Consider the following 13,491-nt stretch of genomic DNA (forward strand, 5'->3'; position numbering starts at 1 on the left):
GCAGGGCAGCCGTTTAGGCCGAGGAGTTTCAGATGTACTACATAAAAAATACCAATTTCTGGACGTTTGGGTTGTTCTTCTTTTTCTACTTTTTCATCATGGGTGCCTATTTTCCGTTCTTCCCTATCTGGCTGCATGATATTAACCATATCAATCAGAGTGATACCGGGATTATTTTTGCCAGCATCTCTTTCTTCTCTCTGGTGTTCCAACCGCTGTTTGGACTGCTATCAGACAAGCTGGGCCTGAAGAAACACCTGCTGTGGATCATCACCGGTATGCTGGTGATGTTTGCCCCGTTCTTTATTTACGTGTTCGGACCGCTGTTGAAAACCAACATCCTGTTGGGCTCGATTGTTGGCGGGGTCTATTTAGGCTTTATCTACAACGGTGGTGCACCGGCTATTGAAGCCTATATCGAAAAGGTCAGTCGTCGCAGCAGCTTCGAGTTTGGTCGTGCACGCATGTTTGGCTGCGTCGGTTGGGCGATTTGTGCCTCGGTGGTGGGCATTATGTTTACCATCAACAATCAGTTTGTTTTCTGGCTCGGCTCAGGCTGCGCGGTTATCCTCGCTGTACTGCTGCTGGTGGCCAAACCTGCGGTGGGAGCGACGGCTAAGGTGGCTAACGAACTGGGAGCCAACTCCAAGCCTTTTAGCCTGCGTCTGGCGGCGGAACTTCTCAAAGACAAGAAACTGTGGTTCCTCGGTCTCTACGTAGTCGGCGTGTCCTGTACCTATGAGGTGTTCGACCAGCAGTTTGCTAACTTCTTTACCTCCTTCTTCAGCAGCGCCGATGAGGGCACGCGGGTATTCGGCTACATCACCACCATGGGTGAATTGCTGAACGCGCTGGTGATGTTCTTCGCACCGCTGATTGTCAATCGCATCGGCGGCAAGAACGCCCTGTTGCTGGCGGGTACCATCATGTCTGTCCGCATCATTGGCTCCTCGTTTGCCAGTACACCGGTCGAGGTGGTGGTGCTGAAAACGCTGCATATGTTCGAGGTGCCGTTCCTGATTGTCGGCTGCTTCAAATACATCACCTCGGTCTTCGAGGTACGTTTCTCGGCAACCATCTATCTGGTCTGTTTCTGCTTTTTCAAACAGATTGCGATGATTTTTATGTCCGTCTTCGCCGGCGATATGTACGGCAAGATTGGTTTCCACGGCACTTATCTGATCCTCGGATTGATAGCGCTGGCCTTTACGCTGCTGTCGGTATTCACCCTTAGCGGCAGGGGACCGCTGCAGGCTTTTAAACCTGTTGCAAGGACGGTTGAAAAGCCGGTAAGCAACGTTTAAAAATCGCGCAAAGCGATGGTGCAGATTGGCAGTTCGGCGAAATCTTGGTTACCCTTGAGGGCTTAGGCATCATTCGTTGTGCGCTTTAGCGCGAATGTTTGGTTTCATTATTGCTTGCTAGGGTGTGTTAAATGGAAGATATAAATGTGGTTGATGGCATTCATAATGCCGGTACGTGGTTAGCCAAAAATCAGGAATTGCTGATCCATTATGCGGTCAATATCGTGGCCGCTGTGGTGATTCTGGTCATCGGGTTGGTGGCGGCGAAATTAATCTCTGGCACGGTAAGTCGCGTAATGCGTCTGCGTAATATCGACCTGACCGTTTCCGATTTCCTGGCAGCACTGGTGCGCTACGCGATTATTGCCTTTACGCTGATTGCCGTGTTGGGCCGCATTGGCGTGCAGACCACCTCCGTGATAGCCGTTATCGGTGCCGCCGGTTTGGCCGTAGGTCTGGCCCTGCAAGGTTCGCTGTCAAACTTTGCGGCGGGCGTGTTGCTGGTGATGTTCCGTCAGTTCCGCGTGGGTGAATACGTCGACCTCGGCGGCGTTGCCGGTACCGTAACGCATGTACAGATTTTCTCAACGACACTGCTGACGGCGGATAACAAGGTTATCGTGGTGCCTAACGGTAAAGTGATCGCCGGGAACATCATCAATACCTCGCGCGAACCGACCAGCCGGACTGACATCATCGTCAGCGTCTCATACGACGCCGAAATTGCGCTGGTGAAGAAGGTGCTGGGCGATATCGCCACTGCCGATGAGCGCATCATGCAAGAGAAGGGCGTGGTCGTCCGTCTTAACGAAATGGGCGCCTCGACGCTGGACTTCGTGGTGCGTTACTGGACCGCCAACGGTGATTCCCAGAACGTTAAATGGGACCTGCTGGAGAAATTCAAGGAAGCGCTGGATGCCAATAATATCGGTATTCCCTACCCGCAGATGGACGTGCATCTGTTCCGCGCCGCCGAAGCGAAAGCGGCCGAGCAGCAAGAGGCTGCAAAGGCCGAATAATCTGTCTGCTATCTAAAAAAACGCCCTGCTCGCAGGGCGTTTTGCTTGATGAATCTGCGCTATTAGCCTGCCTAATAGTCTATTAGAAAATACAATTTCATCTAATGATGACTCTCCCTTACACTGCGGCGCATAGACCTCTTGGACTCATAACAGGAAATTTTCACCATGTTCTCAATCTTCTTGCAGGGGATGATGCTCAGCGCCGCGATGATCCTGCCCATTGGCCCGCAAAACGCCTTTGTCATGAATCAGGGCATCCGCCGTCAGTACCATCTGATGATTGCCGGGCTCTGTGCTTTTAGCGACATTGTCCTGATCTGCGGCGGTATTTTTGGCGGCAGTGCGTTGCTCGACAACTATCCAACCCTGTTGTTTATCGTCAGTTGGGGCGGTGTGGCCTTTCTGCTGTGGTTTGGCTGGGGCGCATTCCGTACCGCGATGGCGGCGAATCCTTTGCAGGTTGAAGCGAAAGTGATGGAGAAAAGCCGCTGGCGCATCGTGGCCAGCATGATGGCGGTCACCTGGCTCAATCCACACGTCTATCTCGACACCTTTGTGGTGCTGGGGAGTCTGGGGGGACGCCTCGCCAGCGATGAGCGCTCCTGGTTTGCGCTGGGCGCGGTGCTTTCCTCCACGCTGTGGTTCTTCGGGCTGGCGGTGCTTGCGGCGTTGCTGTCACCGTGGCTGAACAAAGGCAAAACGCAGCGCGCGATCAATCTGGTGGTCGGGGTCGTAATGTGGGCGATTGCCCTACAGCTTGCATTGCAGAACCTGCATTTCTAAAAATTTGTCACTAATCTTAATTTCGCTACGTAACGACTGTGCTAGGGTTGTCGCTCACCAGATGAATGAGGGAAACACTGTGAAATTGAAAGCATTGGCTATGGCCGCTATGTTGGGATTAGGGACTTTACCCGCTGCGCTTCAGGCTGCTGAAGTGCCAGAGGGACCGCATGTGGTAACTTCAGGTACTGCCAGCGTCGATGCCGTTCCGGACATCGCGACGCTGGCCATTGAAGTCAATGTTTCTGCCAAAGACGCCGCATCAGCGAAAAAACAGGCCGACCAGCGCGTGGCCGAGTATTTTGCGTTTTTGCAGAAGAACGGAATAGATAAGAAAGACATTAACGCCGCAAACCTGCGCACTCAGCCTGATTACAGCTACCTGAAAGACGGCAGCAGCGTGCTGAAAGGCTATCGCGCGGTGCGTGAGGTGCAGGTCACTCTGCGTCAGCTGGACAAACTTAACGAACTGCTGGACGGGGCTTTAAGTTCTGGACTCAACGAGATCCGTGCCGTTGAACTGGGCGTTGCCAACCCGGACAGCTATCGCGATCGGGCGCGTCAGAAAGCGATTGATAATGCGACTCAGCAGGCCAAGGCGCTCGCCGAAGGCTTCCACAGCCAGCTTGGCCCGGTGTATAGCATTCGTTATCACGTCGCTAACTACCAGCCAATGCCGGTCGCCAGAATGTATAAAACGGCCGACGCCGCCGGGCAAAGTGATGCCGCTCAGACCTACGAGCAGCAGAGTATTCACTTTGACGACCAGGTTGACGTGGTATTTGAGCTGAAGAACGGCGACGCGCCTAAATAAGACGTTTAAAACGCTAAATATGTCGGCTGACAGAAGGTTAACGCCCCTGTCAGTCGAATCTTCAGTCTTGACGAAGAACCTGACGCCCGTGTTCGAGCAGGGCGTCGGTGACTTTTCTCATCATGCGGCTTTCCGGCGCGAAACGATGCCAGTACAGCATGCGGCGCTGGAACAGTCCGGGCGTCAGGTCAATCAGCTCACCGCTTTCTAACTCTTTCTCAATCTGCAAGTGCGGGATCATACAGCAGGTCGTACCCTGACGTGCCAGCTGTACGAAGGCTTCTGACGAATTAACGATATGACAGGGCACGCTGCCCGGCGAAAGATCAAAGTTCTGCTGTAAGAAGGCCTGATGCATGTCATCGAGATGGTCAAAGGCGACGGCCGGCGCTTTGAGCAGGGCGGAGCGCGTCACGCCGTTCGGGAAATAGCGCTCGGCAAAGCCTTTCGATGCCACAAACAGATAGTCGAGTGCCCCCAGCTGGTCCACCAGGCAGCTTGGCAGCGGCTGAGGTTGAATACTCACCGCGCCCACCACTTCACCCCGGCGCAAACGCTCCTGAGTGCGGGTTTCGTCTTCGACCTGCATATTTAGGCGAATCGGGGAGTCAACCAGTACCGACTTCAGTGCCGGAAGCAACCAGGTCGCCAGGCTGTCGGCGTTGACCGCCAGAGAGAGCAGCAGCGGCGTGTCGTTGCTGTCGTTAATATTGTCATTACCCAGCCACTCTTCTTCGAGCAACTCTACCTGATGCAGCAGCGCGAGCAGCTTCTGCCCCTGCTCGGTTGGGCGTGGCGGTACGGTTCGTACCAGAAGCGGCTGGCCGAATAAATTTTCCAACTGTTTAATTCGTTGAGACACGGCGGATTGGGTGATGCACAGCTTTTGTGCCGCGCGCTCAAAACCGCGTTCACGGATCACAGCGTCCAGCGCTTGCAGCGTTCTATAGTCTGGGCGTTTCATCGAAAATCTATTCCTTCGCTCGTTCGGATTTAATGCATATTTAGACACTATGCCACAGTTCTGTAACTTTTGTGGCGCACAAAATCTTCTGCCCGTTGGCCACAAGTCTGCTCCCCAATTATCCGGGCCATGCTTTATACTAATGAACACTTCAAGACGCATCGTCTACCGATAGAGAAAAATGACCATGACTCAGGATGAATTGAAAAAAGCGGTTGGTTGGGCAGCGCTGGAATACGTTACGCCGGGCACGATTGTCGGCGTGGGTACTGGCTCGACGGCGGCGCACTTTATTGATGCACTGGCGTCGATTAAACATCAAATCGAAGGCGCTGTGTCGAGCTCTGAAGCCTCGACGGCCAAGCTGAAGAGCTATGGTATCCACGTTTTCGACACCAATGAAGTGGACGTGCTGGACGTCTATGTTGACGGTGCTGACGAAATCAACGGCCATATGCAGATGATCAAAGGCGGTGGCGCAGCCCTGACCCGCGAGAAAATCATCGCCGCCATCTCGCGCAAATTCGTCTGTATCGTCGATGCCTCAAAGCAGGTCGACGTGCTGGGTAAGTTCCCGCTGCCGGTTGAGGTTATCCCGATGGCGCGTTCCTACGTGGCTCGCGAGCTGGTTAAATTGGGTGGCCTGCCGGAGTATCGTCAGAATGTGGTGACCGACAACGGCAACGTCATTCTCGACGTGCACAATCTGAGCATTATTGATGCCATCGCGCTGGAAAATAAGATTAATAGTATCGCTGGTGTTGTCACCGTTGGGCTGTTTGCCAACCGCGGGGCTGACGTCGCGCTGGTGGGCACGGCAGACGGTGTTAAAGTCGTAAAATAGCCTGTCTAGAGATAAGCGTGAGATCTGTTTTGCGCTCATAACATAATGCAATGTTATGAAGATGATAATTTTCCCCATGAATCATCTTTTATTTAAAACGGCTAATTTGGTGACTTATGTCACATAATGAGGCCGTTTTAACGTTTATATCCAGCTCGTCACGCAATGTAAGTATTAAGTTCTGAAAATTGTTGGGTCAGTCAGGGCTTGTGCTAGGGGATAGGCAATCGTTTGTATTGCCCGGCGCAAAAATTTTGTTATGTTGACTGTGAGCTGCGCAAAGCAGTGACTTCTGAAGTCTGCATTCAGCATGAATAACTTTCGGTATTCGTTACTGCCGGTATGAATAAATAGTAGGGTCGGGAAATGGCAAAAGTATCACTCGGAAAAGACAAAATTAAGTTTCTGCTGGTTGAAGGTGTCCACCAAAGCGCAGTCGACACGCTTCACGCCGCCGGTTATACCAATATCGAGTTTCATAAAGGGGCGCTGGATACTGAAGCGCTGAAAGAGTCGATCCGTGATGCACATTTTGTCGGGATCCGATCCCGTTCCCAACTGACCGAAGAAGTCTTTGCTGCGGCTGAAAAGCTGGTTGCCGTCGGCTGTTTCTGCATCGGTACCAACCAGGTGAATCTGACCTCTGCCACTAAACGTGGTATTCCAGTATTCAACGCTCCCTTCTCCAATACCCGCTCGGTTGCCGAAATGGTACTGGGCGAGATGCTGTTGATGATGCGCGGCATTCCGGCGGCTAACGCCAAGGCGCACCGTGGTATCTGGAACAAGCTGGCCGTGGGCTCCTATGAAGCGCGCGGCAAACGTCTGGGTATCGTCGGCTATGGCCATATCGGTACGCAGCTGGGTATTCTGGCCGAAGGTCTGGGGATGAAGGTTTACTTCTACGACATCGAAAGCAAGCTGCCTCTGGGCAACGCGCAGCAGATCCCTACGCTGACCGAACTGCTGAACACCAGCGACGTGGTTACCATGCACGTGCCTGAAACGGCTAACACCAAAGACATGATTGGTGCTGAAGAACTGGCGCAGATGAAGCCTGGTGCGCTGCTTATCAACGCCTCACGCGGCACGGTCATCGACATCCCTGCGCTGTGCGACGCGCTGCGCAGCAAGCATCTTTCCGGTGCGGCAATTGACGTATTCCCGGAAGAGCCGGCGACCAACAGCGATCCGTTCACTTCACCACTGTGTGAATTTGATAACGTGATCCTGACTCCGCACATTGGGGGTTCAACCATGGAAGCGCAGGAAGGTATTGGTCTGGAAGTCGCCGGTAAGCTGGCCAAATACTCTGATAACGGGTCTACGCTGTCTGCGGTTAACTTCCCGGAAGCTTCGCTGCCAACGCACAGCGAGAAAGCCAGCCGTCTGCTGCATATCCATGAAAACCGTCCGGGCGTGCTGACCAGCATCAACCAGATCTTCGCCGAGCAGGGCATCAACATTGCCGCGCAGTATCTGCAAACCAGTCCGGAAGTGGGTTATGTGGTTATCGACGTTGAGGCCGATATTGAGACTGTTGATACCGCGCTACAGCTGATGAAGGCTATCCCAGGCACCATTCGTGCGCGTCTGCTTTACTGATTAATTTTGAGCAGTTTTAATTTTTGAATGGCAAAAGGGGCATCGAGAGATGCCCCTTTTCAGTAATATCACAGCTGTAAAAAAGTCAGCCGCTATTTACAGCTAGCGTGCATATTTTTGTCACCAATTTCGCGCCAAACTCCCCATGTACCATCGACACCCGGCACATTGCCTACCGTCCATCCATTGTTTCCCCTGATAAGATACTTTTACACAGGGCTTAGGATAGGTTTTTGAGGATATCCATTGAGGGTTGTCTGCGGTTGCCGCAGGTTTTTGCGTAACCTGAGTTTCACTGGTGGCACTTGCACCGTGCGTATCCGTCACTGTGACGTTAAAACGGTAGGTGGTTTGTTTTTCCACGGCGGGGAATGATGCTGTAGCCTGAATGGTTTGAGCATTTTTGAGAGTAATTTGTGGGCCAGAAGATATCTGTCTCCACTGGTACTTCAGGCTGTCGCCGTCAGGGTCGCTGCTGCCCACGGCCGATAAAATGACGCTGCCTGAACCGGTAATTTCTGCTGGCGTGGCTTTTGCAACGGCAGTCGGAGCATGATTCTCTGGCTGATTATCGTCTCCTTCATTGCTTTTTTTCTCGATATTGAGCATAAAATCATCAAAATGTACGTCTGATGTTACCCCCATTTTTTTCGTTGCCTGCACTTGAACTTCGAGTAGCGTTGCCTGTGCTGGTAAGTCAACTGAGACCGTATTATTCAGCCAGCGTTTTTTGAGGCCTTGAGTATTTACCTGCGCCGTTTTAAGCGTCGCCCCCTTTGCATTTTTAGCAATCAAATAGACTGTACCGTAATCACCATCTCCAAAACCATTGCTCTTAAATTGCAGTTTGGCAACGTGATTACCCTGACTGACTAAAGACTTGTCCAAGGCGATGCTCTGGCTTATTTGGTCATGGGTGGCATTATTGGCCGCGCTATTATTGATTCTCGCGGTAAAGAAGTATTTCCCTTTGGCTGGCAGGATACCGTCCTGGCTGGTCACCACGCGGAATTGTCCCTGAGTCAGTTTCCAGCCACTTAGGTTACCGGTTTCTGCGCCCGCATTTTGCAGCGAGGTAGAGACTTCATCGGGTACAATCTCTTCACCAGATTCGGTAAAGGCTTGTACACGAACAATAATATCATCTATCGCTGTATTTTTAGAGGCAACCGCCAAGTGCCATTTTCCAGCAGCGGGCTTGGTCACACCCAAAGAGGTATTCCATGCTTCACGCCCTTTATAGTCGTAATCATTGGCCGAAGGCCAGCTTCCTTTGCTGAGATAAAGGCTAAATTGGCTGGTTTCTTCGTGCTGCGGACCCGGTACGGCACTGACAGCCAATCTATGGGTATTGGCCGGCACGTTAAATTCGATACGATGCAGATAATTATTGGATTTGTTCAGCTTAACGCTTTGTTCTGCCAGCATTAGCGATTTTTCGTGATCAAAAGGGATCACTGCTGGATTGTAGCCCGAGATTTTTGCCGCATTATCTCGCCAGACTCGCGCCATATTGGCCTTGTTCTTGTCACCGATCGGCAAACCATAGTTGTCTTGCAAATCGGGATTGGAGAAGTAGCCGATATCGTTACCACACTGTATGGTTTGGGTTTTATCGTTGTCCCAGCCATGATGATCGCCACTGCCTGACCAACAATGGTTACCACCGATGTTATGGCTCAATTCATGGCGCAGGGAAGTTGAAGCGTAGAGCGCGTTAATGTTGTAGCGGCCATTGACGTAGGCCCAGCCGATAGCCGTATCGTCATTATTACCTTCGAAAAAAGCAGCGATGAGGTCGGGACCATATTCGGACATGCCCTGACTAAACAGTTTATTTATTTGTGATAACGTACCACCAGTAATCGAGTAATCCTGATCAATGATTTGCGTGCCTACCAGCCTGACGCGTATTTTTTCAATGCGGGAGTTTTTTAAAGCCTGATTGACTGTGGTTAACTGAGCAAGCGCGAAGGCTTCAGGATCAATAATCGTTTTCGCTGCGGCTTTTGAGAAACCGGCAAGAACATCGATAACAATATAGCCGTCTTTATCAATATCTCCCTTATAAAGGGAGCTGCCGTCTCGTGCTAAAGTTTGTAAAGCATCGCCTTAAACGGCGGGGATTAGCGTATCTTCTTGGGAAAAAATAGGTTTTTTGAACGTGATTTGAGTTTGTTCACCTGCGGGCGTGCTGTAAATGATTTTATGCTGATCGGGATACATCGCCAGGAAACTTTTATCCTCACGAAGCACCAGAATCATATCCGTTGACTCTGCAGAGCGAATTAATGACGGCATTTTTCCGGTAAATACAACGGCGTCTTTATACTTCGCATCCCTGGCCATTGTTGCCGTAGAGGATGCCGACAACTCGGTTACTGATACTGAGTCGGTATCGCGCAGAAGCGCTGACAGCTTAAGAAACTGACCTGTTTCTCGTTCACTGCTGCTAGACATAGGGGCCTGAATATTAGGCAACATGAAAGCTGCTGTTTTGTCCGATAAATCATCAGCATTTGCAGTATTGAACGAGGCTATTACCGCGAGTGCTGCAAGTGTTAATCCGTAGTGTTTTTTCATGCTTACTTCCCTGTGTAATATAATGTAACAATAATCTGATGAGGATTTTGCTATATAAAACACATAGAAAACGTCTAATTTGGCTAAGAAGTTTCTTTAAATTTATAAGAAGAATGGGAGTGCAAAGCGGAGGAGGAAACTAACCTGCGGGGTTAAGGCGTTAATCCGGCCAACGCCAGCTTTTACTCGGCGTTAAAATCTCGGGCAACGGAATATCCCACTCCTCACTCGGCAATGTGTCCACCCACTGGCAGTCGTGGGCAATACCTATCGGGTAAGGGCCACTTTCGCGCCAGTGCTGCAACGTACGGTCATAAAATCCACCCCCCATACCTAATCGTTGCCCGAGTGAGTCAAAGGCGACGAGCGGCGTAAGGATAATGTTCAGCTGATTGAGCGGCAAAATCTCTCTCACGTCGAGTGCAGGTTCAAGGATATTCAGACGATTCCGTACCAGCTTTGTCTCGGGACGATAGCGGAGAAACAGCAAATGGCCCACCGTAAAAGGGTGCAATACTGGCAAATAAAGTGTTTTGCCCTCTTGCCACAGTAGGTCTATCAGCGGCGCAGTGTCGAGTTCTCCGTCAAAAGACAGAAAAACGGACAGCGTTTTAGCCTGCTGAACTTTGGGATGATTGGCGATGCGCTGCGCTGCTTGCAGGGCAAACTGCTGTTGCTGCTGCTGGGTAAGTTGTTTTCTGCGCTGGCGTACTTTAGTACGAATAGCTTGCCTGATCAGCGCGTGTTGAGCTGTAAAGGACATAGAAAAAACCAAAGAAGAGAGTGCGGGAAAGAAAGGGGAATCTCCGAGATGCCGCCGCAGGCTGTAACCCTTGAACCCATGGTTCAAGGTGAACGTTCAGTCACAATCTTTAGGCTTCTCGGCGGACCGAGCATGCGCACCGATTGCGGATCATCACATTCTGTTGGTACTAATTATCGGCTCAGGGGACGGGCCCGCTGGCAAACATCTCAGAGAAATTTTTGTGTACTGCTGTAGAGTTAATGTCTCATATAATAAGAAATAAATCAACAGCTTAACTTATTCGAAAGGCGCCCCTTCACGTTCAGTGATGCGTCCTTGTTCGAGCAGTGCTTGCTCGATGGTTTGTTGCAACATGCGAATACGCTGTTCCATATTGGAGGCATAATCGCGTGTTTTCAAGCGTTCTTGAGCAAGTTCGTGACAGACGTTCAATGCCGCGATAAATACCAGTTGCTCTGTATTTGTGACTCTAGTGCGAACTTTAAGATCTTGCAACCGCTGATTAAGATCCTCTGCAGCCATGTTCAACGCTTCTTGTTGTTCTGGCGGACAATTTACTCTTAATGAGCGACCAAAAATTTGTATATCTACCGGTTGTGCAGACATGCCACCTTCCTGCCATATTATTCGCCGGCCCCCGATTAACTCACTGCCAAACCGGCAGGACATCGAAAGCGGGCGCAACTATATATACCTCACTCCAGATTTGCAACGCCGTTTAGCACCAACGCATAGCTAGCTAATCTGGTACTGAGACTTGCCTTGGTGGTAGCATAACACGAACTTATCCAGCCAACGATGGCGAATGCGCATGTCTATTGAGAATACCTATCCAAGCTATGATTCGCTGAATCAATACCTGAAACAGCAGTCTGTTGCCCTGACCCCAGCTGAAATGCATGGGCTTATCAGTGGCTTACTCTGTGGTGGCAACCGTGATGGCAGCTGGCTGACCCTGGTTCACGACCTCACAAACGAAGGAATGGCCTTCAGTCATCAGCTCGCGGATGCACTTCAACAACTCCGAAAAATCACTGCCGACACGCTGGAAGACGACAGCTTCGAATTCAAGATGCTGATGCCAAGCGACGACGCTAGCGTGTTTGAACGCGCTGACGCATTAGCAGGCTGGGTCAATCATTTCCTTCTGGGCCTCGGTATGATGCAGCCTAAGCTTGCGAAAGTGAAAGGCGAAGTCGGTGAAGCCATTGACGATCTGCGCAGCATTGCCCAGTTGGGTTATGAAGACGACGAAGACCAGGAAATGCTGGCACAGTCACTTGAAGAGGTCATCGAATACGTTCGCGTGGCAGCGATTCTGTGCTTCAACGAGTTCGGTCACAGCCATCCGACGGCGCCTGAAAATCAGCGCACACTGCACTGATACCCTGCTTAAGCAAAGCAGCCAAATTCGGTTAAAAAAGCAATAAAAAAATAAGTTAACGTGGATAACATCCGATTTCAGGAGCAGGTGATGACTACAGTGACCATTACTCAGCAGGAATACGAAGCTCGTCGTCAGGCACTCATTGCCAAGATGGCACCCGGCAGTGCGGCAATTATTTTTGCCGCGCCCGAGGCTACCCGCAACGCGGACAGCGAATACCCTTATCGTCAGAGCAGCGACTTTTGGTATCTGACCGGTTTTAACGAACCGGAAGCGGCGTTGGTGCTGGTAAAAAGCGATGAGAATCATAGTCACAGCGTGCTGTTTAATCGCGTGCGTGATTTGACCGCCGAGATCTGGTTTGGTCGTCGTTTGGGGCAGGATGCTGCACCGGCGCGTCTAGGTGTTAGCCGCGCGCTGCCGTTTGATTCTATCAACGACCAGCTTCATCTGCTGTTTAACGGCCTCGATGTGCTGTATCACGCGCAGGGCTATTATGCCTACGCCGACAGCATTGTTGACCGTGCGATGGAAAAACTGCGCAAGGGTTTTCGTCAGAACCTATCTGCTCCGGCCACCGTTACCGACTGGCGTCCCTGGGTGCATGAAATGCGCCTGATCAAGTCCGCGCAGGAGATTGCGGTGATGCGTCGTGCCGGTGAAATCACCGCCAAAGGCCATACTCGCGCCATGCAAACCTGCCGCGCTGGCATGTTCGAGTATCACCTCGAAGGCGAGATTCACTACGAATTCAGCCGCCATGGCTCGCGTACCCCCTCTTATAACACCATCGTCGGCAGCGGCGAGAACGGCTGTATCCTGCATTACACCGAAAACGAGTGCGAGCTGCGCGACGGCGATTTGGTGCTGATTGATGCCGGCTGCGAGTATCAGGGCTACGCGGGTGACATTACCCGTACCTTCCCGGTCAGCGGCAAGTTCACCCCGGCACAGCGGCAGATTTACGACATCGTGCTCGCCTCCGAATACAAGGCGCTGGAAGTCTTTGGTCCGGGCCGCAGCATTCAGGAGGCGACCGAGGCCGCCGTGCGCGTCATGGTTGAAGGGCTGGTGGCCGTTGGCGTGATGAAGGGCGACGTTGATCTGCTCATCGCCGAGCAGGCACACCGCCAGTTCTTTATGCACGGGCTGTCTCACTGGTTGGGATTAGACGTCCACGATGTGGGCAACTACGGCACCGTAGAGCGCAGCCGCAAGCTGGAACCGGGGATGGTGCTGACCGTCGAGCCGGGCCTGTACATCGCGCCCGACGCTGACGTGCCGGAGGCCTATCGCGGCATCGGTATCCGCATTGAAGACGATATCGTGATTACCGAAACCGGCATCGAGATCCTGACCGGCGACGTGGTGAAAGAGGCCGACGATATCGAAGCACTGATGGCGGCGGCAAGATAACCC

At 51.8% G+C, this 13,491-nt stretch carries 13 protein-coding genes and 1 other RNA gene; 8 read left to right on the top strand and 6 right to left on the bottom strand.

What is annotated here, in order from left to right; all coding sequences use genetic code 11:
• Positions 1 to 32: 32 nt before the first annotated feature.
• The 4 genes from O1V65_RS22120 to O1V65_RS22135 all read left to right on the top strand — a co-directional run bounded on the left by O1V65_RS22120 (position 33) and on the right by O1V65_RS22135 (position 3,923).
• A complete protein-coding gene (locus tag O1V65_RS22120) occupies positions 33 to 1,304 on the top strand; it encodes an MFS transporter (RefSeq protein ID WP_017491314.1) in 1,272 nt (423 codons plus the stop codon).
• 131 nt (positions 1,305 to 1,435) lie between these two features.
• Complete coding sequence (gene mscS / locus O1V65_RS22125) at positions 1,436 to 2,323, top strand: small-conductance mechanosensitive channel MscS (protein ID WP_017491315.1); 888 nt, start codon at positions 1,436 to 1,438, stop codon at positions 2,321 to 2,323.
• A gap of 168 nt (positions 2,324 to 2,491) precedes the next feature.
• Complete coding sequence (argO, locus tag O1V65_RS22130) at positions 2,492 to 3,109, top strand: arginine exporter ArgO (RefSeq protein ID WP_084912835.1); 618 nt, start codon at positions 2,492 to 2,494, stop codon at positions 3,107 to 3,109.
• Between the two features lie 79 nt (positions 3,110 to 3,188).
• A complete protein-coding gene (locus O1V65_RS22135; protein WP_026110455.1) occupies positions 3,189 to 3,923 on the top strand; it encodes an oxidative stress defense protein in 735 nt (244 codons plus the stop codon).
• A gap of 61 nt (positions 3,924 to 3,984) precedes the next feature.
• Here the strand turns inward: O1V65_RS22135 and O1V65_RS22140 are convergent, their stop codons facing one another.
• The gene (locus O1V65_RS22140; RefSeq protein WP_017491318.1) at positions 3,985 to 4,887 is read right to left on the bottom strand and encodes a LysR family transcriptional regulator ArgP; all 903 of its coding nucleotides are present in this window, start codon (positions 4,885 to 4,887) and stop codon (positions 3,985 to 3,987) included.
• Between the two features lie 187 nt (positions 4,888 to 5,074).
• On the opposite strand from O1V65_RS22140, the gene rpiA reads away from it, so the two are divergent.
• A complete protein-coding gene (rpiA, locus tag O1V65_RS22145) occupies positions 5,075 to 5,731 on the top strand; it encodes a ribose-5-phosphate isomerase RpiA (protein WP_026110456.1) in 657 nt (218 codons plus the stop codon).
• 366 nt (positions 5,732 to 6,097) lie between these two features.
• Positions 6,098 to 7,336: a phosphoglycerate dehydrogenase gene (gene serA / locus O1V65_RS22150; protein ID WP_084912836.1), complete on the top strand. Its 1,239-nt coding sequence runs from the start codon at positions 6,098 to 6,100 to the stop codon at positions 7,334 to 7,336.
• A gap of 120 nt (positions 7,337 to 7,456) precedes the next feature.
• Here serA and O1V65_RS22155 read toward each other — a convergent pair whose 3' ends face one another.
• The 5 genes from O1V65_RS22155 to zapA all read right to left on the bottom strand — a co-directional run bounded on the left by O1V65_RS22155 (position 7,457) and on the right by zapA (position 11,291).
• Entirely contained in the window at positions 7,457 to 9,154 is a 1,698-nt protein-coding gene (locus O1V65_RS22155; RefSeq protein ID WP_269130041.1) for a PPC domain-containing protein, read from the bottom strand.
• 294 nt (positions 9,155 to 9,448) lie between these two features.
• A complete protein-coding gene (locus O1V65_RS22160; RefSeq protein ID WP_227990002.1) occupies positions 9,449 to 9,919 on the bottom strand; it encodes a hypothetical protein in 471 nt (156 codons plus the stop codon).
• 160 nt (positions 9,920 to 10,079) lie between these two features.
• Positions 10,080 to 10,682 carry a 5-formyltetrahydrofolate cyclo-ligase gene (locus tag O1V65_RS22165; RefSeq protein ID WP_269130042.1) on the bottom strand — a complete coding sequence of 201 codons (603 nt, stop codon included), beginning with the start codon at positions 10,680 to 10,682 and terminating at the stop codon, positions 10,080 to 10,082.
• 36 nt (positions 10,683 to 10,718) lie between these two features.
• Positions 10,719 to 10,901: non-coding RNA, 6S RNA (gene ssrS / locus O1V65_RS22170), on the bottom strand.
• 60 nt (positions 10,902 to 10,961) lie between these two features.
• Positions 10,962 to 11,291, bottom strand: coding sequence for a cell division protein ZapA (gene zapA, locus O1V65_RS22175; protein WP_009637913.1), 330 nt, complete (start codon positions 11,289 to 11,291; stop codon positions 10,962 to 10,964).
• 205 nt (positions 11,292 to 11,496) lie between these two features.
• On the opposite strand from zapA, the gene O1V65_RS22180 reads away from it, so the two are divergent.
• A complete protein-coding gene (locus O1V65_RS22180; protein WP_017491323.1) occupies positions 11,497 to 12,069 on the top strand; it encodes a YecA/YgfB family protein in 573 nt (190 codons plus the stop codon).
• Positions 12,070 to 12,174: 105 nt separating this feature from the next.
• A complete protein-coding gene (pepP, locus tag O1V65_RS22185; protein WP_026110457.1) occupies positions 12,175 to 13,488 on the top strand; it encodes a Xaa-Pro aminopeptidase in 1,314 nt (437 codons plus the stop codon).
• Positions 13,489 to 13,491 lie beyond the last annotated feature (3 nt).

The sequence above is a fragment of the Rouxiella badensis genome, assembly GCF_026967515.2.
Taxonomy (GTDB): Bacteria; Pseudomonadota; Gammaproteobacteria; order Enterobacterales; family Enterobacteriaceae; genus Rouxiella; species Rouxiella badensis.